Source organism: Pusillibacter faecalis (genome assembly GCF_018408705.1).
Lineage (GTDB): Bacteria > Bacillota > Clostridia > Oscillospirales > Oscillospiraceae > Oscillibacter > Oscillibacter faecalis.
This window is the reverse complement of the sequence record NZ_AP023420.1, coordinates 53,108-71,933: the sequence shown is the minus strand read 5'-3', so window position 1 is coordinate 71,933 and position 18,826 is coordinate 53,108. Positions and strand designations below refer to the sequence as shown.

The 18,826-nt window shown below is 57.3% G+C and carries 20 protein-coding genes; 8 read left to right on the top strand and 12 right to left on the bottom strand.

The window, feature by feature from the left end:
* Nucleotides 1–45 precede the first annotated feature (45 nt).
* Nucleotides 46–915 carry a M15 family metallopeptidase gene (locus KJS55_RS00390; protein WP_228300420.1) on the top strand — a complete coding sequence of 290 codons (870 nt, stop codon included), beginning with the start codon at nt 46–48 and terminating at the stop codon, nt 913–915.
* A 53-nt stretch (nt 916–968) separates the two neighbouring features.
* Here KJS55_RS00390 and KJS55_RS00385 read toward each other — a convergent pair whose 3' ends face one another.
* Both KJS55_RS00385 and KJS55_RS00380 read right to left on the bottom strand, forming a co-directional pair.
* Nucleotides 969–2,012 carry a DUF4179 domain-containing protein gene (locus KJS55_RS00385; protein WP_213542380.1) on the bottom strand — a complete coding sequence of 348 codons (1,044 nt, stop codon included), beginning with the start codon at nt 2,010–2,012 and terminating at the stop codon, nt 969–971.
* Nucleotides 2,009–2,467: an RNA polymerase sigma factor gene (locus KJS55_RS00380; protein WP_213542379.1), complete on the bottom strand. Its 459-nt coding sequence runs from the start codon at nt 2,465–2,467 to the stop codon at nt 2,009–2,011. Before KJS55_RS00380 ends, KJS55_RS00385 begins: the two co-directional genes overlap by 4 nt.
* A 172-nt stretch (nt 2,468–2,639) precedes the next feature.
* Between KJS55_RS00380 and KJS55_RS00375 the strand changes: the two genes are divergently transcribed.
* Nucleotides 2,640–3,536 carry a helix-turn-helix domain-containing protein gene (locus KJS55_RS00375; RefSeq protein ID WP_213542378.1) on the top strand — a complete coding sequence of 299 codons (897 nt, stop codon included), beginning with the start codon at nt 2,640–2,642 and terminating at the stop codon, nt 3,534–3,536.
* 38 nt (nt 3,537–3,574) lie between these two features.
* Here KJS55_RS00375 and ygfK read toward each other — a convergent pair whose 3' ends face one another.
* From ygfK to ssnA, 3 genes are all read right to left on the bottom strand, one after another.
* Entirely contained in the window at nt 3,575–6,523 is a 2,949-nt protein-coding gene (ygfK, locus tag KJS55_RS00370) for a putative selenate reductase subunit YgfK (protein ID WP_213542377.1), read from the bottom strand.
* Nucleotides 6,524–6,620: 97 nt separating this feature from the next.
* Nucleotides 6,621–6,992, bottom strand: a complete 372-nt coding sequence (locus tag KJS55_RS00365) for a hypothetical protein (RefSeq protein WP_213542376.1) — start codon at nt 6,990–6,992, stop codon at nt 6,621–6,623.
* Nucleotides 6,993–7,021: 29 nt separating this feature from the next.
* Nucleotides 7,022–8,365: a putative aminohydrolase SsnA gene (ssnA, locus tag KJS55_RS00360; protein WP_213542375.1), complete on the bottom strand. Its 1,344-nt coding sequence runs from the start codon at nt 8,363–8,365 to the stop codon at nt 7,022–7,024.
* 282 nt (nt 8,366–8,647) lie between these two features.
* On the opposite strand from ssnA, the gene KJS55_RS00355 reads away from it, so the two are divergent.
* Both KJS55_RS00355 and trhA read left to right on the top strand, forming a co-directional pair.
* A complete protein-coding gene (locus KJS55_RS00355) occupies nt 8,648–9,805 on the top strand; it encodes an immunoglobulin-like domain-containing protein (protein WP_213542374.1) in 1,158 nt (385 codons plus the stop codon).
* Nucleotides 9,806–9,942: 137 nt separating this feature from the next.
* Nucleotides 9,943–10,641: a PAQR family membrane homeostasis protein TrhA gene (trhA, locus tag KJS55_RS00350; protein ID WP_187029018.1), complete on the top strand. Its 699-nt coding sequence runs from the start codon at nt 9,943–9,945 to the stop codon at nt 10,639–10,641.
* 4 nt (nt 10,642–10,645) lie between these two features.
* Here trhA and KJS55_RS00345 read toward each other — a convergent pair whose 3' ends face one another.
* The 7 genes from KJS55_RS00345 to KJS55_RS00315 form a co-directional block, all read right to left on the bottom strand.
* A complete protein-coding gene (locus KJS55_RS00345) occupies nt 10,646–10,978 on the bottom strand; it encodes a DUF1622 domain-containing protein (protein ID WP_187029016.1) in 333 nt (110 codons plus the stop codon).
* A 142-nt stretch (nt 10,979–11,120) separates the two neighbouring features.
* Nucleotides 11,121–11,516, bottom strand: a complete 396-nt coding sequence (locus tag KJS55_RS00340; RefSeq protein WP_187029014.1) for a thioesterase family protein — start codon at nt 11,514–11,516, stop codon at nt 11,121–11,123.
* Between the two features lie 114 nt (nt 11,517–11,630).
* Complete coding sequence (locus KJS55_RS00335; protein WP_187029012.1) at nt 11,631–12,710, bottom strand: ABC transporter substrate-binding protein; 1,080 nt, start codon at nt 12,708–12,710, stop codon at nt 11,631–11,633.
* A gap of 61 nt (nt 12,711–12,771) precedes the next feature.
* Nucleotides 12,772–13,635, bottom strand: coding sequence for an ABC transporter permease (locus tag KJS55_RS00330; RefSeq protein ID WP_228300419.1), 864 nt, complete (start codon nt 13,633–13,635; stop codon nt 12,772–12,774).
* Complete coding sequence (locus tag KJS55_RS00325) at nt 13,632–14,513, bottom strand: ABC transporter permease (RefSeq protein WP_187029010.1); 882 nt, start codon at nt 14,511–14,513, stop codon at nt 13,632–13,634. Before KJS55_RS00325 ends, KJS55_RS00330 begins: the two co-directional genes overlap by 4 nt.
* Nucleotides 14,503–15,687 (bottom strand): ABC transporter ATP-binding protein, encoded by a 1,185-nt coding sequence (locus tag KJS55_RS00320; protein WP_187029008.1) that lies wholly within the window; start codon nt 15,685–15,687, stop codon nt 14,503–14,505. Before KJS55_RS00320 ends, KJS55_RS00325 begins: the two co-directional genes overlap by 11 nt.
* 175 nt (nt 15,688–15,862) lie before the next feature.
* Nucleotides 15,863–16,825, bottom strand: coding sequence for an RluA family pseudouridine synthase (locus tag KJS55_RS00315; RefSeq protein WP_187029006.1), 963 nt, complete (start codon nt 16,823–16,825; stop codon nt 15,863–15,865).
* 453 nt (nt 16,826–17,278) lie between these two features.
* Here KJS55_RS00315 and KJS55_RS00310 point away from each other — a divergent pair, with 453 nt between their 5' ends.
* From KJS55_RS00310 to rpmF, 4 genes are all read left to right on the top strand, one after another.
* Entirely contained in the window at nt 17,279–17,527 is a 249-nt protein-coding gene (locus KJS55_RS00310) for a LysE family translocator (RefSeq protein ID WP_187029004.1), read from the top strand.
* Nucleotides 17,524–17,964 carry a hypothetical protein gene (locus KJS55_RS00305; protein WP_187029002.1) on the top strand — a complete coding sequence of 147 codons (441 nt, stop codon included), beginning with the start codon at nt 17,524–17,526 and terminating at the stop codon, nt 17,962–17,964. Before KJS55_RS00310 ends, KJS55_RS00305 begins: the two co-directional genes overlap by 4 nt.
* A 94-nt stretch (nt 17,965–18,058) precedes the next feature.
* Nucleotides 18,059–18,556: a YceD family protein gene (locus KJS55_RS00300; RefSeq protein WP_187029000.1), complete on the top strand. Its 498-nt coding sequence runs from the start codon at nt 18,059–18,061 to the stop codon at nt 18,554–18,556.
* A 54-nt stretch (nt 18,557–18,610) separates the two neighbouring features.
* Complete coding sequence (rpmF, locus tag KJS55_RS00295) at nt 18,611–18,805, top strand: 50S ribosomal protein L32 (protein WP_187028998.1); 195 nt, start codon at nt 18,611–18,613, stop codon at nt 18,803–18,805.
* Nucleotides 18,806–18,826: the final 21 nt, after the last annotated feature.

Genomic DNA, 18,826 nt, shown 5'->3' with positions numbered 1-18,826 from the left:
CGAAGGATGGCTGGGTCGAGAGCCAAGGGAATCAGAAGGAGACGTATGAAATCTACGAAAGACACTTACATACAAAACACATCTGAGAGAAAAAAGCAGCGAGTCCGCCGAAGAAAGAGAATTTGGTACAGAGTACCGCTGGTAGTGGTAATGACATTTTCTGCGGTGCTGGCGCTCACAGATGCTGTGAGTACAACACAGCCGTGGCATGGATTCACAGAAGCGGAGATACTTCCGGCAGAGTCAGAGCAGCGCCGGGACAGCCGACAGATGGCCGATCTCCGGCCTGTGGAGCCACTGGAGACTTCTCCAACGGTGGCGAAGAGTGAGGTTTCTGCGGATGACTGGCAGCTTCTGCTGGTGAATCCCTGGAACCAGCTGCCGGAGGGGTATACCGTGGAGTTGACAGAGCTGAGAAACGGCCATGCAGTGGACACCAGGGCCTACCCGGACCTGCAGCGAATGATGGACGACTGCCGGGCAGCCGGTCTGGAGCCTGTCATCTGCTCTTCTTACCGAACGTTGGAAACCCAGCAAAGGCTCTATGAGAACAAGATCAGACGATTGATGAACGAGGGACTTTCCCGAGAGGAGGCCACGGCGCAGGCGGGAACCGTGGTAGCGGTTCCTGGGACCAGCGAGCACCAGACGGGGCTGGCCCTGGATATTGTAGACGCCTCCTATCAGGTGCTGGACACCGCCCAGGAATCCACGGCAGTGCAGCAGTGGCTGATGGCAAACAGCTGGGAGTACGGCTTTATCCTGCGCTACCCCAGTGAAAAGAGCGATCTTACGGGTATCATTTATGAGCCATGGCATTACCGCTATGTGGGCCAGGATGCCGCCCGAGAGATGCGGGAGCTGGGGATGTGCCTGGAGGAATATTTGGAATGGCTTGATGGGATAGACAAATGACAACCAGCCGGGACAGGATTTCCTGTCCCGGCTGGTTGTTGTACGCGGAAAGATCATGTGGTCTCCAAGGGGAACGTGACCCGCCAGAGGCCGTCCGTCCGGGAGGAGGCCGTGTAGAAGTCGCCATGGAGGGTATACTGACCCAGCTCCTTCGGAGGGATATCGAAGAGATCCTCCGTGTAGTCTTTCCGCTCCGCCAAGTCCGGATCGGAGAGGAAGCCGATGCTGCAAAGCTGGCGCGGCTGATTCCCCGCCGCATCCTCCAGCCACAGCCGGCCGTGATTGTCCAGCTGTGATAGATCGCCCCAGCAAACCTGAAGATGGAAGAGCCCCTCCACATATCCGGCGGCGGTGATGGTGATTCCGGGTGCGGGCTCCGCCAGAGCTGGACCGGGACGCAGAATGGGAGCGGAGCGGTTGAGGGCCTCGCCCTGCTCGTCCCTGTATGCGCCGCCGCTACGGTAAAAGGCGTCCGGCGTCTTTTCCTCGGGGAGGTTCCAGGAGGGGGCGGTCTCCGCCTCTTCGGAAAAGGATGCCAAATCCAGGTCAACGGCCACATCTTTCAAAGTCTCCTTCCCGGTGAGCAGCTGGCGGACGGAGAAGGTCATCTTCCCGCCCTGGGGGATGGGAGAGCCGTCCATGGTCTGGGTAGTGCAGAGGAAGGTGACGGTTCGAGTCTCCTCGTCCCATCCCACCCGCTCACAGCGGCCGATCTGGTCAAAGGGCAGATGGAAACTCCAGCTGTCAAAGAGATCGGTGGTCCCGTCCACATCGCCGCCAGAGAGGGTGATATAGGCCTGAGCAGTGTCGCCCTCCACCCGGACGCCCACCACCTCCATTGTAACGCCCTGGTCTGTGCAGGAGCGCTGCACCGGCTGGAAAAATTGGGCTACAGAGGGAGCGATCCGGTAGAGCACCTGATAACCCAGCTCTGACCGAACTGCTAGGGCTGGAGTGGCCAGCACCAGCGCGGCGGCTGCTGCTGCCGCCGCCAGACGGCGCAGAGGGAGACGGCGTTTAGGCGGGGGCCTGCGGATCAGCTCAGGCGAGGGACCGATGGGCTCGTTCATCCGGCGGTAGGTTTCAGAAAAATTCATAACTCCTCCTTCAAAAGCTCCCGCAGCCGCTCACGGGCGCGGGTCAGCTGGGCTCGGACGGTGGAGGGACTGCGGCCCAGGATGCGGGCAATCTCCTCCGTCCTGTAACCCTCATAGTAAAATAGGTGAATGACTGACCGGTACTTTCCGGGCAGCCGTGCCAGGGCCATGTCTACTGCGGACTCTGTAGGGTCCGAATAGGCGTAGACATCCTCCAGCGGGATCATGCGCCTGCGCCAGGGAGAGGCCAGCAGGCTTTTGGCGCAGTTGGCTGTCACCCGCAGTAGCCATGCCCGCCGGTGATCTTCACTGGCAAAGGCTGGGGCGGCACGGTGATAGCGAAGAAAGACCTCCTGGAAAATGTCGTCGGCGTTGTGGCGGGAACGGGTCATGGCATAGGCCAGTCGATAGACGGCGGTGCCATAACACTCCACGGCATCGGTGGTGTCGGGCATGTGATCACATCCTTCTCGAATGGAATACTTGGCAGAGGGTGAAATTGCTGCAAAAAAGAAAAAGTTTCTCTTTGGATGATAATGTTGCGTTTGGTTGCGGGGGTGTCAGTTTGCCGTGGTGGACATTCCCGGCGGCATTTGGTAAGATGAAAGACAAGAAAGGAGGACATTCATGACCTTTGCAGAAAAGCTGATCCGCTTGCGGAAGCGAGAGGGGTGGAGTCAGGAGGCCTTGGCTGAGAGTCTGGGGGTTTCCCGACAGGCGGTGAGCCGCTGGGAGCAGGGGACGGCCCTGCCGGACGCAGGCAAGCTCCTGCCCTGTGCGAAGCTTTTTGGTGTGTCCGTGGATTGGATACTGGATGATGGGCAGGATTGGGAGGCGAAGAGCCAAGCTGCTGCCCCGGCAAAAAAGCCTGGATTGCTGCGGACCATTCTCTGGAGTATTCTCATTGGCATCTCTCTGCTGGGCGTGCTGCTGCTTGGCATTCTCAGCTCCGTGTTTCCGGCGGTGGTCACAGAGGCACCAGCCGGAGTCGAGTGGGTTCATGTCTACACCGGCTTGGTGGGTTTTTTGAAATTTTATCATTTGGAGTGGCTGTTTGCCCTGTGCTTCCTGGCAGCAGCTGTGGGTATTCTGGGGCTGCTGCTGCCCCGGCTGCGGAAGAAAACCGATGAAAATCCCATCCTGCGGACGAACCTGGTATTGTTGCCGATCCTTTTGCAGGCAGGAGCTATCTCCGGCTGTGCCCAGTCTCTGTGGTGGCTGGGAATAGGGCGGGAGGATTACCGGGGCCTCTTCTGGTTTCATACGGCGGCGCTGCTGGCAACCTCCCTCTGGATGGCCTGGAATATCCGTCAGGAACGGGAGCCCAGACAGCGCCGGAAAAACGCCTGGATTGAGTTGACCTACTGCATACTCCAGGCAGTGGTGGGACTGGTCATGGTGGACATGGGCCTGGGTTTGGTTGGAACGGCGCTTATGGTGACGCTGGGCGCAGTCTATATTCTGGTGATCAATCCCCGGTATATGAACCGCCGCCTGACCAGATCAAAAGAAAACGGAAAATAACGGGGACCGTTTTCGGTCCCCGTTATTTGATGATTTTCTCAGCCCAAGAGATAGCGATACTTATTAAGTACTGTCCAGAGAAAGACCTCGATCTCTGCGGGCAGGCCGTTGGAGCCATCCAGGTCAGCTTCAAACACCCGGCCGTCCAACCGTATGAGAACCCGGTTTTCTCCTAAAGGCAGGAAGCCCTGGTTGCAGGGGCTTTCCTCAAACCCCGCCCGGGTCAGGAACAGCGTCCATTTATCCCGGTAGGGGGCGGAGTCGTAGGGACAGAACACGGCGCAGTTGCCGCACTCGTTGCACATCCGATCCACATGGAGAATCTGATGGCGTCCATCAGGCAGCTCCACCACCACATTGGCCCGGTTGGGGCATACGTCGGCGCAGATCTGGCACACCACCTGGCAGCTTAGGCACCGGTCCCCCTCGCACCGGGCGCTCTCGCAGAGCACGCCCTTCTTCGCAAGGGCCTCTTCCCGGGAGGCCCGGGCGCCGACAGGAATTGAATAGGGATGAACCGCGCCGATGACGGCGTCGGCAAAGGCCTGGGCGTCTGCAATGCCCTCCACTACTGTGGCGGGGCCGCGCCTTGCGTCGCCGCCGGCATAGACACCCTCCAGATTGGTTTGGAAGGCGGGGAGTCCAATGGCATCCACCTCGATGCCATTGGCGGTGAAGAGCTCGCTCTCCACCTGTTCACCTATGGCGGATATCACAGTATCGCAGGGAATCTCCAGACGCTCCCCTGTGGGAACGGGCTTCCGGCGGCCCCGTTCGTCCGGCTCGCCCAGCTTCATTTTCTCACACGCCAGGATACCGTCCCGCTGCTCTACGGGAGCCGCCAGCTCCAGGAACGCAACGCCATCCGCCAAGGCCAACTCCAGTTCCTCCACATCGGCGGGCATATACTTCCGGGTGCGCCGGTAGACCAGGGTCGAGGATTTGGCCCCGGCCCGCAGAGCGGCCCGGGCGGCGTCCATGGCTGTGTTGCCGCCGCCCACCACGGCCACATGGCCCAGGGACACGGACTTTCCGGCCTTTAAATCCTGCAACCAGCCAATAACGGGCATAATATTGCCTGAAATGTCTAGTTTACCGGCTCTCCAGGCGCCGACGGCAAAGAAAATGTGGGTATAGCCCTGGGCCTTCAGCTCCGCAACAGTGGGGGCCGGCGTGTTCAAGCGGACCTCTACGCCCATAGCTTTCATCAGAGCGGCGTCCTTGTCAATGGCGTCGTCAGAGATGCGCCAGGCGGGGATGACCCGTCGGACCACGCCGCCCAGCTGACTAGATTTCTCAAAGAGGGTCACGGGGATGCCGGCACGGCCCAGAAAGTAGGCGGCGGATATACCGGTGGGGCCTCCGCCGATGACGGCGGCCCGGGCCCGGGATGCGGCGGGGGCCGGAGGCTTCAGACAGGCCATGAGTTCCTCGTAGCCCTTTTCCGCAGCTACCAGCTTGGTAGCGCGGATGTTCACCGGCTGATCGTAGTAGTTCCGGGTGCACTTGTTCATGCAGTTGTGGGCACAGAGGGTGCCGGTGATGAAGGGCAGGGGATTCTTCGCCGTGATGAGCGCCAGAGCGGAGACATATTCCCCCTTGCGGCACAGCTCCATGTACTCTGGAATGTTCTGGTGAATGGGGCAGCCATCCTGGCAGGGGGCGATGAAGCAGTCCAGCAGGGGCACCTGCTCCCGGAGCTTGCGGCGGGGCAGGGGTTTCATGGACTTTCTGTGGTATTTATCAGACCGGGCAGCGAGGGACAGCGCCTCGATTCCAGCGATGTCCACACCGGTAAAGGGATTGAAATTCAGAGCATCCAGCTTGCGGCCGATCTGGGTGAAGCGCTGGTAGCCGCCAGGCTTGAGCACAGTGGTCGCCATGGTAATGGGCCAAATGCCGATTTCGAAAAGCTTGCCGACGTTGAACGCGTCGGCACCGCCGGCGTAGCTCAGCCGCAGCTTGCCGCCAAACTCACGGGCGATGCGGGCGGCCATAGCGGTGGTAAGCGGAAAGAGAGATTTGCCCGCCATGTACATCTCCTCGCTGGGCAACTCCCCGGCCTTGACATCCACCGGGAAGGTGTTGGAGAGCTTCAGCCCGAATTCCAGACCCTCCTGGTCCGCCAGATGGCGGAGGCGGTGGAACATGGGCACCGCATCGGCGTATTGCAAATCCTCCTTAAAGTGATGGTCATCAAAGGCAATGTAGTCATAGCCCATGCCGTCCAGAATCGACCGGGCGGTGTCATAACCCAGGAGGGTGGGATTGCATTTGACGAAGGTGTGCAGGTGCTTGACCTCCAGGAGATAGGAGGCAATCCGCTCAATCTCGTCCGGCGGGCAGCCGTGGAGGGTGGAGAGGGTTACGCTGCCGGAGATGCGGGGGGAGATGGCGTCGATATAGGCGGCCTCGCCGGGAAAAAAGGCTCTCAAAGTCCGAAGGCACTCCTGAAAGACCGGGGTGGCGGAAGCGTTGGCCATTTCGTTTAGGAACGTGTCGATTTTCTTGCCTTGGATGCCCTCCAGATCATAGCCCACGGACATGTTGAAGACGAATCCATCCGGGTCTCCCAGCCCATAGACCCGGGAGAGCATCTTGCAGGCGCACCAGGCCTTCACATACTCCTCAAAGGCCTGCTGGACAGTCAGCTCCGTGCTCCACTCGCAGTTGTAGCACTCGTCCTCCGCCAGGATACAGGGGCGGGCAATGCAGGCGGCCAGCTCCGCACCATCCATTTTCTGAACGGTTTTCAGCTCAAAAAACCGGGCACCGGCAAAGTAGCCGGCGATGATGTTTTGGGCCAGCTGAGTGTTGGGACCGGCGGCGGGGCCGAATGGCGTCTCAATGGTTTCACCGAAGATGGGCAGCTTTTTCTCCCCCGCCCGATAGGGGCGGACGCCGAATACGGAGCCGTCCCGCTGGTATTCGGTGGTGATCCAGGTCATCAATTCCCAAAAGGGAATGGGGGTCATCAGTTCTGACATGCGTTTTCCTCCTAATCACTCTGTTTGATGGGTGGGAGCGGGCCGCGCGCTTGTTGAGACGGTTCCCGCTGTCCGGGGACGGACTTCTGAGCTTTTCTCAGTCCGGCCGGTAACCATAGCTTTCGACAGTAAAATCCAGAGATTTCTTGGCATCATCGGTGGCAAAGATTACCCAGTCGCCATCGATGAGTACCTCCAGGGTGCCCTCGTGCAGGCCTGTTCGGTAGCCGTATCCGATGCCGAAATTGGACTGGTCGTCCTCTGTGGGAGACTTGGAGCTGTCCACCTCAGAGGTGATGGTGCCCTCCACCTCCGTATCAGCGGATGACTGGCCGGGGACCGGATGCCCGGTGGTTATGTACAGGGTGTCGTCCACCATCACCTGCGGAGGCTGGTCATAGCTTTCCGTTTCCGCTCCACAGCCTGTCAGAAGCAGGCAGGCCAAGAGAAGTGGAATTCGTTTTTTCACGGCAAGAGGACTCCTTTCGCAAGAGACACTCAGTATGCCCGGTGATTCAGTCTGCCCCACAGTCTCTTGGCGGACTCCAGGATATGGGCGTTCACGGACTCCTCGTCGATCTCGGTGAGGACGCGATCCTTCATGAGAATCCTGCCGTTGATCATAGTGGTCTGGCACTGGCGGCCCGTCATGCCAAAGAGCATGTGGCCGTCGATATTGGCGTCAGAGAAGGGGGTGAAGGGCTTGTAGTCCATCACGATCACATCCGCTGCCGCGCCGGGAGCCAAAACTCCCAGAGTGGGGAAGCCGGTTCGTGCCGCCATCTTCGCGTTGTTATGGAAGAGCATGTCAGTGACCTCGCACCATCCTACCCCCGGCAGACAGGCATTGTGCCGCTGGGAACACAGGGCCACCTTTATGCTCTCCAGCATGTCGTTGGTATAGGCATCAGTGCCCATGCCCGTGAGGATGCCCTTTTGATAGAGCTGCAGAACTGGGGAGATGCCGACAGCATTGCCCATGTTGGACTCTGGGTTGTTGACACACATCGTGTTTGTTGCCTTAATGATGTCCATTTCAGCACTGTTCACGTGGATGCAGTGGCCCAAGATGGTCTTTTCTCCCAGAATGCCGTGATCTTGGAGCCGCTGGACGGGCCTGCGGCCATAATTTTGGAGGGAGTCGTACACGTCGTTCATACCCTCGGAGACGTGGATGTGATACCCCACCCGGCCGCTGTTGGCCGCAGCCATCCGGTCAAAGGTTTTGTCGGAGATGGTAAAGAGCGCGTGACCGCCGAACATGGCCTTGAGCATACCAGAGGGGTTCCTCTCACAGTAGTCGATGAAGTCCTTGTTTTCCTGAATAGATTGGAGGGATTTCTCCTCACCGTCCCGGTCGCTGACCTCGTAGCACAGGCATGCCCGCATACCGAACTCCCCTGTGACTTCCGCGATCTTCATCAGCGAGCCAGGGATCTCACAGAAGGAGGCGTGGTGGTCGAAGATGGTGGTGACGCCCTGCTTGATGGAGTCAATCACCAGAGCCTGGGCGCTGGCGCGGGTGGCCTCCAGGTCCAGATTCCGGTCGATATACCACCACTGGCCGTCCAGCACCTCGTAGAAGTTGGTGGGGTTGTAGCCGTCGATGGAGAGGCCCCGGGCCAGGGCGGAGTAAATATGGGTGTGGGCGTTGATAAGTCCCGGCATGATGACGCCGCCCCGGGCATCTACAAATTCCGCCTGGGGATATTTGGACTTCAGGTCCGCGGTGGAGCCTACCTCCACAATGGTTCCGCCGTCGGCGGCCACGCCGCCGTCCGGGAGGTATCCCATGCCGCCGGGGTTCCGGGTGATAACTCTGCCGTTTGCCAGTATGATCATAGATAAACCTCCTGCTTTCCGTGGCGCACGGGAAAAAGAAAGGGTGCTCCAAACCCTGCCTGGTCTGAAACACCCATCATAATCCCGAATGATAGGTGTCAGCCCGTGCGCGCAGCACTCCGTTTCAGCTATCATTCTTTGCTTGTGCTTGTATTTTACCGGATTGCCTGCTAAAATGCAAGCAGGGAAACCGAAAAAAAAGCTGGGGAATTTTGTATAGTTCGCCATATCCATGGAACTTTTTATGAGAGCTTCCGTCTAAATTGGCAAGAGGTGATGCAAATGAAGAAAATTCTGGTGGGATTGCTGTGCAGCGCGTTTCTGACATCCTGCGCGCCTGCTGTGCAGAGTGCGCCGGTGCAGCCGCAGGTGGACGCGGAGCAGGTGGTGGGGTTGAGCTTGGAACTGGAGCATAAGGTCTATGATCCGTCCCTGACCAGCTATACTTATTTTATTAGGAATGACACAGCGGAGACGGTGGAATTTGGAGAAGACTACCGCATCCAGCAAAAGAACGGCGAATCGTGGCAGGATCTAAAGGAGCGGGAAAATGTTGCTTGGACCGCCATTGCATATGATTTGAGGCCGGGGCAGACGAAGGCCATGAACTGCGGCTTCTGGCTCTATGAGGAGCCGCCGGAGGCGGGGACCTATCGCCTGGTGAAAGAGGTGGGCGGCGCGGAGCTGACCGCAGAGTTCACCCTGGGGGAGAGTCCCTATACTGCAGAGACGCCTTACGGCTTCGCGCCGCTGGAGGAATTGCCTGAGGATGCCTACCTCACATCAGGAGAGGATGACGGAACCATGGTGTTTACAGAGGGAGCAGAGGCAGATACGGCGTCGGCGGAGATGTTTCTTGAACTTGTCTCCCTAGACGCGCCCTGCCAGCTGCGGACAGCACAGGACTACGGACAGGGATGGCCCATAGTCATTGATGTCATCTATGAGAACGAAAGCTTTCTTTGGCGGATGCTCAGCGGCGGAGAGATCACGGAGCAACGTTTCTCCTATCTGGTAACGGACGGGACCGATCTGTACCTCTCCAACGGCGCGGACTGGGCCAGCACAGAGGGCTATGGCAGCGACACGGCGTTTCTGCTGCCCCCTGGAGAAGGGGCAGAGCTGTCCGCCGCAGTGGAGCAAATGACAAAAAGGCGCCTTGCCGGCAACACCGCCCGGTACCGGGTCTGGTCCGCAGACGGAGTCTGGGACGCCGCTTTGACAGAGGAACCCACAGAGTTCTCTGTGGGTTGGCAAAGGCCGGGTGAGGGCTCTGGCGGCGGCGTATATGATCTCCAGGACTGGGACGGCTCAGAGATTGAAATTTTGAACCTGGAATGGCTGGAGGACAACACGCTGCGTCTAACCTGCGAGACTGTCGACGAGCAGATCAGCCGCCTCGTGTATGATCCGGGGCATCAAACGCTGGAGAGCGCGTAAAATACCGGGAGGGAAATCCCTCCCGGTTTTTTTGAAAAATTTTCGAAAAACCTCTTGATATTTTTTGAATAATTGTATAATATAGTTTTGTAAATCATATTATATGATTATTAAATGCGCGAGAGGAGCATATATCAATGGAAGCTGCGCGGAAAGTGTATCACGCTGAATTGCGGGCGGCCCGGCGGGCCAAGGCCCGGGCACAAAACGAGCCGCCGCGGCTGACTCTGGGGGAGGAGGTCTTCAACGCTGTCAGCCACGGCGCTGGCGGATTGCTGGCGGTGGCGGCCACAGTACTGCTGTTGTTGCGCTCTCACACCGGCATGGAGGTGCTGGCTACCTGCTTCTATGGGATCAGCATGACAGTGATGATGTTTATGAGCGGCGTCTATCACGCCATGCCCACGGGTTCCACAGCCAAGCGGGTGCTGCGGCGCTTTGACTATACCTCTATTTACCTGCTGATCGGCGGGACGTTCGCACCCATTCTGCTGGTATATAAAGGGGGAAGGGTCGGCATTACCATCTTTTGCATCCAGTGGGGGGTGATCCTTTTTGGCGTGACCATGGTGGCAATTTTTGGACCCGGCCGCTGGCGGGCGCTACACTTTACCCTGTATTTCCTGATTGGGTGGAGCGGACTCATGTTCATCCCGGATTTCTATGCCAATGCCCGGCCGCTTCTGTGGCTGATTCTAGCTGGTGGCCTGGTGTATACCCTCGGAATGATCCCCTTTGTCCGGAGCCGAAAATATGATCACTGCATCTGGCATGTGTTTGTGCTGGCGGCCGCAGCCCTGCACTGGGTTGGAATCTATACCCAGATTTACACCTGAACGGTCAGACGCCCATTCGGGATTCTTCTGTTTTAATCTCCCAGTGAATCAGGAAGGTCAGCGCCCCCCGCAGAAGAATGATGGCGCCTAAAATAACCAGTTCACTGGGCTCCCGGACGATGGCTGTGCGGAGAACCTCTCCGCCCAGCTTGAATTCCAGGGCAAGAGCGATGCCTTGGGCTAACACAAGGCGGACATGAGGATCTTTTCGGAGGCAGCCGGCGATACTCCGCACTGCGGCCGAGAGCAGTACCACAACACCGATGCACTCTAAAAACAGCACGCCGCACTGAGCGATCACCTCAAATCCGTTTTCCAGAGCAGACAGAAATGACATGGAATCCCCTCCTAGTCACAGGATATATCCCTCCGTTTGAGCGAAAGGTACTCACATCATACCACGATTCTGGCAGATTGCAACAAAAAAACAGGACGGGCGGAATTTTCCGCCCGTCCTGTTTTTTTGAGTGGCTTGGTGTTCAGCCATTGAGCTTGGCCTGGCATTTATCCAGAAAGCGCTGGTTGTTGACGATGGCACGGGTATGGGTGCCGGAGCCGATGGGGCCCTTGTCATCCCAGGCACGCACGGCAAAATCCACCATTTTGCCGTTTTCGGAAACGGCGGTGATCTCCGCCTCCACATAGACCTTCATACCGATGGGAGTGGGCGCGTCGTGGGAGATATCCAGGTGGGTGCCCACGCTGCCATAGCCCTTCTCCAAAAAGGACTGCAGGCAGGTCATGGCGGCGCTTTCCGCCATAGCGGCAAGATACGGGGTGCCGAATACCGGCAGCATGCCGGAGCCGATGGTGGCGGCGGTGTACTCCTCTGTGACCGTCTGCTCCAACCGGCACTGTGATCCAATCATTTCCATGGAAAGATTCCTCCTTGATGAAAGTTCCTGTACCTCCAGTGTACAGGAATCCAACAAATTTGGCAAGTAAAAAAGACGGCCCCAGAGTTCTCGGGGCCGTCTTTTGGAGCGTGTTCAGATACCCAGCTGCGTCCAAAGGTCGTTGTACAGGGCGCGGGTTTCCGCAGGAAGGACCAGATAGGTCTCGCATCGGTCCAGAACCTCCTGGCTGGGAGCCATGATCTCATAAAGCTCCATGTCCAGCGGCTCACCGTTGACCTCTTCATAATAGGCAGGATAGGTCTCCAGAGCCTCGGTGTTGGGAGAGGCGTACCAGATGTAGTCCATGTTCCTGAGGTTCGCATCAGTGGAGGCCATGAAGTTGATCCAGGCCTCCGCCTCCTCCTTGTGCTGGGAGGTCTTGAGCACGCACATGGCGTCCACGAACCAGTTGGAGCCCTCCTCAGGCACCACGTACTTCAGATCGGGATTGGCCTCAAGCATGACGAGGTAGTCACCAGCATAGTAGGTGGCCACAGCGGCGTTGCCGGCCTCCATTTTCTGGAACACCTCGTCCATGACCTTGCCCTGATAAACACCGGCACTCACAGCGTCTGCAATCAGCTGATAGGCCTCCTGAATCTGCTCCTCATCCGTGGTGTTCACGGAATAGCCCAGGTGCATCAGGGCGATGCCAAATGCGTCCCGGGAGTTGTTGATCAGCAGCACGTTGCCGGCGTTGGCAGGATCGAACATGGCGTCCCAACCTGTGACGGGGCCGTTGACCATGCTGGTATTGTAGATGATGCCAAGTGTGCCCCAGGAATAAGGAACGGTGTACTTGTTCTCCGGATCATAGGGCAGATTCTTGAACCGCGCGTCGATCTTTTCAAAATTGGGAATATTATCGTAATTGAGTTCGGCCAGCATGTCCTCTTCAATCAGCTGAGAGATCATATAATCGGAGGGGACAATCACGTCGTAATCCACGCCGCCCATACTGAGCTGAGAATAGAGGGCCTCATTGCTCTCTGCGGTGACATAATTGACAGTGATTCCGGTTTCTTCCTCAAATTGGTCGATCAGGGTTTCATCGATGTATTCACCCCAGCTGCACACGTTGACGACGCGTTCCTCCGAGTTTCCACCGCCGCACCCGCTCAGGGTCAGGGCGGCCATCATCATGGCAAGCGCCAAGGCAAGTGTCTTTTTCAATTGATCATTCCTCCAGTTTTGATTTGAAATCTATCTCATGGCCCGCAGGCCGTGGGACCTCTTACCGGGCACGCTGCGCGGCAGCCAGCTTTTCCTGGCGCGCCTCCCGGATGTTGACAATGGCCAGCAGTGCCAAAACGGTGACAAACAGCAGTGTAGAGACGGCGTTGATCTCCGGACTCACCCGCTTTTTTGTCATGCCGTAAATAGTCATGGCCAGAGTCGAGGAGGTGCCGGCGGTAAAGTAGCTGATGATAAAGTCATCAATGCTCATGGTAAAAGCGATCAGGGCACCGGAGACAATACCAGGCTTAATTTCCGGCAAGATCACCTTCCAGAAAGCCTGCATCCAGGTACAGCCCAGGTCCTTGGCCGCATCCACCAGGTTTCGGTCCAGCTGGCGCAGCTTCGGCGCCACAGTCAAGATCACGTGGGGAATATTGAAGGTGATGTGGGCAATCAGCAGCGTGCCAAAACCCAACTTCAGGCTTGGAAGGCGGACCAGCCCCTGGAGCCCGTTGAACCAGAGCGCAAAATCGTTCCAGAAGCCAAAAAAGGCCACGAACAAAAGGCACATGGACACGCCTGTGACGATTTCTGCGTTCATGACGGGAATGTTGTTGACCGTCATCAGAGGGTTGCGCCATCTGCGGCGCATGCTGGAAAGACCGATGGCAGCGAAGGTGCCGGCAACGGTGGCAATGACAGTGGAAAGCAGGGACACAAGCAGCGTGGTGTAAACACTTTGCATGATCAGGCGGTTGTGAAAGAGTTCCTTGTACCAGCCCAGGGAGAAGCCCTGCCACACGGCGTTGCTCTTGCCGGCGTTGAAGGAGAAGATAATAAGAATGAGGATCGGCGCGTATAAGAACACGAAGACCAACGCCATGAAAAGGCGACTTCCCAAAACGTGTGTACGTTTCACAGCATCACCGCCTGTTCTTCCCCGTCACCAAAGCGGTTCATCACCAGCATGCAGACAACAACAATCGCCATCATTACCAAGGCGATGGCCGCCCCCAGCTGGGGGTTGTAGGCACCGCCGAAGAACTGCAGCTCAATAAGGTCGCCCAGCATCATCTGTGTGCCGCCGCCCAGCAGACGGGAAATGGCAAAGGTAGAGACGGCGGGCACAAACACCATGGTAATGCCAGAGAGAACACCGGGCAGGGACAGAGGCAGAATGACCTTCTGAAATACCTGCGCGCGGCCGGCACCCAGGTCCCGTGCAGCCTCCACCAGAGAGTGGTCCAGTTTTACGAGGACGGAATAAATCGGCAGGATCATGAAGGGGAGATAGTTGTAGACCATGCCCAGTACCACGGCCCCTTGAGTGCCGATCATCTGGAAGTGGTCGATGGGCACATACTTCGCCGGGTTCGCGGAGAAGTGCATTGCGATTTGATTGTAGAGATCAATCAGGCCGATATTTTGAAAGAACTGGTTGAGCAGGCCGTTATTCTCCAGAATGGACATCCAAGAATACGTCCGCAGCAGAAAATTCATCCACATCGGCAGCATGATAAGCACCATTGCCACCCGCTGCGTCCGGGGACCCTCCTTGGAAAGCACATAAGAGAGCGGATATCCGATCAGCAGGCAGACCAGCGTTGCGACGATCGCCAGCTTGAACGAGCGGATAAAGACCGCCGCATAGGTGCCCATCCGGGAGAAGTTGTCAAGCGTAAAACCGCCGGAGGCGGTACTGAATGCATAGACCACCATGATCAGAATCGGCGCCACCACAAACAGCGCCAACCAGCCCACATAGGGGACGGCGAACAGAGGGAGCTTATTCTTCATCCTCGCTCTCCTCCTCATCCAGCTCCAGGCTGGCGTCGCTCATTTCCTCATATTCATCCGAGAAAGAGGAGTAGTCGCCGAACATGCCCGAGTACGCGCTTTTTTTCATGATATGAATGCCGTCCGGGTCAATTTTGATACCGATACGGGCGCCGACAGGGGAGTGGTCCGTGGTTTGAATGAGCCATTTGAAGCCCCGGAAGTCCACAATGATGTCATACTGCATGCCCTTGAAGGTCACGCTGGTGACGGTGCCGGTCAGCTGTCCTTGTTCCACGGGGACGATGTCAATATCCTCTGGACGGATGACCACATCCACGCTTTCATTTTCAGCAAAGCCGCCGTCCAGACAGGGGAACTCCCGGCCATACATTTTGACCACATTATCCCGAACCATCACCCCGTCGATGATATTGGACTCACCGATGAAATCCGCAACAAAAGCGTTCTTCGGCTCGTTATAAATGTCCTCCGGCGTGCCGATCTGCTGGATGGTGCCCTTGTCCATGACCACGATGGTGTCGGACATGGTCAGGGCCTCCTCCTGATCGTGAGTGACGTAGATGAAGGTAATACCAACCTGCTGCTGGATGCGCTTGAGCTCAATCTGCATGTCCTTGCGCAGCTTCAGGTCCAAAGCGCCCAAAGGTTCGTCCAGCAAAAGGACCTTGGGCTGATTGACCAGAGCCCGGGCGATAGCCACCCGCTGCTGCTGGCCGCCGGAGAGGGCGTCGGGCTTGCGGTTTTCAAATCCCTTCAGGCTGACAGATTCCAACATGTCCATCACCCGCTGGCGAATTTCCTCCTCCGGGATTTTAACCCTGTGCTTTCCGGTGGGGTCCGCCGGGTCTGGCCGCTTCTGCATGCGCAGACCGAAGGCAACATTTTCAAACACGTTCAGATGGGGAAACAGGGCATATTTCTGAAAGACCGTGTTGATTTGCCGCTGGTGAGGTGGAATGTCATTAATCCTCACACCGTCAAAGAGGACGTCTCCAGACGTAGGTGTCGTGAAGCCGCCGATGATCCGCAGCGTGGTGGTTTTACCGCACCCACTGGGCCCAAGCAGTGTGAGGAATTCCTTATCATTGATATAGAGATTTAAGTGATCGAGAACAAGCTCGTCGTCGTACGCCATGCACAGATTCTGCAGGCGAATCAACTCTTTGGACATGTATCCTCCCCCATTTCAATCAAAATGTTCTTTCCATCGTTGCGCCTCTTTTCTCTGTTGAGGGGGAACCTTTCTCGTCGAAATTCAGCAATTAAAAACTATATCGGAAGTATCCCCAAAAGTCAAGGGAAATAGCCGATTTCTCCCCAATTTTTCCGCAGGGCTTCAGGTATGCTCAAAGGCGGGGAAAATACTTCTCCCGAAAGGGCACCTTCTCTACGGTGAACACTCTGCCCCGCAAGTAGTTCAGAGGCGTGGCATCGGTTGAAAAGGCAAAGCCCAGACGGTAGGAGTACAGGGCCTGCCGGGTTTCATGGTAACGCTTGTTGACGGTGCCGTTTCCATATTTTCCGTCGCCCAGCAGCGGGCAGCCAAGCTCTGCCATGGAGACGCGGATCTGATGGGTCCGCCCCGTCAGCAGACGGCACTCTACCAGCGACAGCTCCCCCCGGGTCTCCAGAGTTTGATAGAGAGTAATGGCGCTCTTGCCTCCGGGGATGGGGCGGCGGTAAAAGGAAACCTGCTTTTTTGCCTCGTCCTTGAGCAGGAAGCCCTCCACACGCCCCTCTGCCGGCCGGGGCCGCCCCACAGTGACGCAGAGATAGGATTTCTCCAGCTCGTGACTCTTTATTTTTTCATTGATGGTCCGCAGCGCCTCCGCATTTTTTGCGGCGATGACAATCCCTCCGGTGTTGCGGTCAATGCGGTTGCACAGCGCCGGGGCAAAGGCGTGCTCCTGCTTGGGGTTCCACTCCTTTTTCTGGTAGAGGTACGCCTGAATATGGTTGATGAGGGTATTGACCTTCTCCGTTTCGTCTGCATGGACCACCATGCCGGGACGCTTATCCACCAGCAAGAGATTTTCGTCCTCGTAGATAATCTCCAGCCGGGGCTGAAACACGGTCAAGAACATGTTTTCCTCAGAGGGCTTGTCAAAAAACTCATCGTTGATATATAATTGAAGCACGTCGCCTGCCGCCAGACGCACGTCCCGCTTGGAGCCCTTGCCGTTAACCTTGACGCGCTTGAGACGGATGTACTTTTGCAGCAGGGCAGGGGGCAGCAGCGGCAGATTCTTGGCTATAAAGCGATCCAGCCGCTGTCCGGCGTCGTTTTTCCCAATGGTGAATTCCCGCATAACGGTCCTCCTGAAGAAAAAATTTGGAGCTGCTTGCTATGATACCTGTTTGCCGCCGGGTTGTAAAGGGGGGCGTAGGTCTTTTCCGCTCAGCCGTTCCAGGAAGCTGGCATGGTCATGGGGTGTGCGATTAGGAATCATCTTATTCACATGGGCCGCAGTTATGCTTGTGCTGGAAAATTGACGGCGTCTTATAGACAGGAAGCCGGCGGTCACACAAGCAGGATGCAGTCGTTTGAGAGGTTGCATGCGGCTTTGCCGCTGCCGGAGCCGGGGGTGCATCAGGACGATGGGGTTCCGGCCGCCCCTGGGCCGGCGGCCTGTCTGCCTGGCAAAGTGCCTGTTTGCAACAGTGCGCATGTTTTTTAAAGCGGGATGCTTTTGCTCGCTATGCAGGGAAGATCGCAGCGGACAAAACAGGAAAATAGAATTTCCACGAGAAGAGGTTGGACTGTGATGCGAAATGAGAAAAAGTCACCCAGTGGTGTTCATGCGGTTTGGGCGCTGGGAGGATGCTATCTGCTCTATCTGGCGATTCAGCTTTTTCGGGGCGTCGTGACCGGAACATCTGAGACGCCCGCGCTGGGGATTGTTGGAGGCGGGGCGTTTGTGGCTGCGGGTGTGTGGCTGCTCTACCGGACGTGGTCGGCATACCGCAGTGCAGTCCGGCGGAACGAGACAGAAGAGGAGGACAGGAAATGAACGAGGAGCTGCTGCGGGCCATTCAGGAGAATCAGAGATGGCTGGCGCAGTTTAACCGGCGGGAGTACGCCGGGGCCTTTCAAACGTATGTGAAGCAATACGGCCCGCGCTACATGGCAGCCGTCCAGTCCGCGGGAGAGGGGGCATTGCCCGCTATGGCGGCGGCACTATTGGACCATTTGGAGACTGGCTGGCTGGCATGCCGCCCGTGGAGACGGTCCGCTGCCCGCGGAGCCGACAAACAGATGCTGGCACTTTATCTATCTCCCATGCTGCTGGGATTGGAAGAACCGGGATGCCAGCGCCTTGCGGAGCTGCTGAAAGAGGAATGGAGAGCCCGCCGCCCCGGGGATTCCTATGAGACGGTTGCCTACCGGGAGATTCAGGAGGGCTTCCGCAACGCCATCATGGGCATTGAAATTCCCAGCCGGCGCTGAAACTTTTTAAAAAAGTGCCGAAAATTTGAAAAAATTGTTTGACAACGCTTTCCCAATCCCTTATAATACTAAACGTGTCATTGCGAGGTAGCATATGGTTTTAGATGTCACTCATGTTCTGCGTACCCCTGGCGAGCGGTTGCCATTCCAGTTCTCCCTGGATTTATCTGATATGGAGTTTTCCGGCCGCCGCCCTATCAGCCGCCCCGTAGCGGTGGAAGGGGAAGTGCGCAACTCCGCCGATGTCCTGACCTTGAGCATGACGGTCTCCACCACGCTGGACGCTGTGTGTGACCGCTGCGGCAAGGCTTTTTTACAGGAGAAGACCATTTCGTACAGCTGTATGCTGGCGGAGGAGCTCCAAAACGAGGACAACGACGATATTGTTCTGCTGGAATCGGGCAGGGTAGACGCGGGCGAACTGGCCCGAACGGCTCTGATTCTCGGCATGGACACAAAAACACTGTGTTCGGAAGATTGCAAGGGACTGTGTCCCCGGTGCGGTGCCAACCTGAACGACGGCCCCTGTGGCTGCAAAAGGGAAGTTGACCCGCGTCTGGCGGTCCTGGCAAAGCTTTTGGAGAACAAATAAGAAACCAGGGACGGGTTGGAGCCCGGGCCTTTGAGAGATCAAGGAGGTGTCACCATGGCAGTACCCAAGGGAAAAGTATCAAAAGCAAGACGCGATAAGCGGCGCAGCTCCCACTGGAAGCTGGCGGCCCCCGGTCTCGTCGCCTGCTCCAAGTGCGGCGCTCTGCATCTGCCTCACAGAATGTGTCAGGAGTGCGGAAGCTACAATGGCCGCGAGGTCAAAGCTGTAAAGTCCGTTGTGGCGAAATAAGCATGCGGGAGGGAAGAGCTT

Coding starts and splice junctions, on each gene's coding strand:
- KJS55_RS00390 (WP_228300420.1), top strand. CDS start 46: ATGAAATCTACGAAAGACACTTACATACAAAACACATCTGAGAGAAAA.
- KJS55_RS00385 (WP_213542380.1), bottom strand. CDS start 2,012: ATGAATTTTTCTGAAACCTACCGCCGGATGAACGAGCCCATCGGTCCC.
- KJS55_RS00380 (WP_213542379.1), bottom strand. CDS start 2,467: ATGCCCGACACCACCGATGCCGTGGAGTGTTATGGCACCGCCGTCTAT.
- KJS55_RS00375 (WP_213542378.1), top strand. CDS start 2,640: ATGACCTTTGCAGAAAAGCTGATCCGCTTGCGGAAGCGAGAGGGGTGG.
- ygfK (WP_213542377.1), bottom strand. CDS start 6,523: ATGTCAGAACTGATGACCCCCATTCCCTTTTGGGAATTGATGACCTGG.
- ssnA (WP_213542375.1), bottom strand. CDS start 8,365: ATGATCATACTGGCAAACGGCAGAGTTATCACCCGGAACCCCGGCGGC.
- KJS55_RS00355 (WP_213542374.1), top strand. CDS start 8,648: ATGAAGAAAATTCTGGTGGGATTGCTGTGCAGCGCGTTTCTGACATCC.
- trhA (WP_187029018.1), top strand. CDS start 9,943: ATGGAAGCTGCGCGGAAAGTGTATCACGCTGAATTGCGGGCGGCCCGG.
- KJS55_RS00345 (WP_187029016.1), bottom strand. CDS start 10,978: ATGTCATTTCTGTCTGCTCTGGAAAACGGATTTGAGGTGATCGCTCAG.
- KJS55_RS00340 (WP_187029014.1), bottom strand. CDS start 11,516: ATGGAAATGATTGGATCACAGTGCCGGTTGGAGCAGACGGTCACAGAG.
- KJS55_RS00325 (WP_187029010.1), bottom strand. CDS start 14,513: ATGAAGAATAAGCTCCCTCTGTTCGCCGTCCCCTATGTGGGCTGGTTG.
- KJS55_RS00320 (WP_187029008.1), bottom strand. CDS start 15,687: ATGTCCAAAGAGTTGATTCGCCTGCAGAATCTGTGCATGGCGTACGAC.
- KJS55_RS00315 (WP_187029006.1), bottom strand. CDS start 16,825: ATGCGGGAATTCACCATTGGGAAAAACGACGCCGGACAGCGGCTGGAT.
- KJS55_RS00305 (WP_187029002.1), top strand. CDS start 17,524: ATGAACGAGGAGCTGCTGCGGGCCATTCAGGAGAATCAGAGATGGCTG.
- KJS55_RS00300 (WP_187029000.1), top strand. CDS start 18,059: ATGGTTTTAGATGTCACTCATGTTCTGCGTACCCCTGGCGAGCGGTTG.
- rpmF (WP_187028998.1), top strand. CDS start 18,611: ATGGCAGTACCCAAGGGAAAAGTATCAAAAGCAAGACGCGATAAGCGG.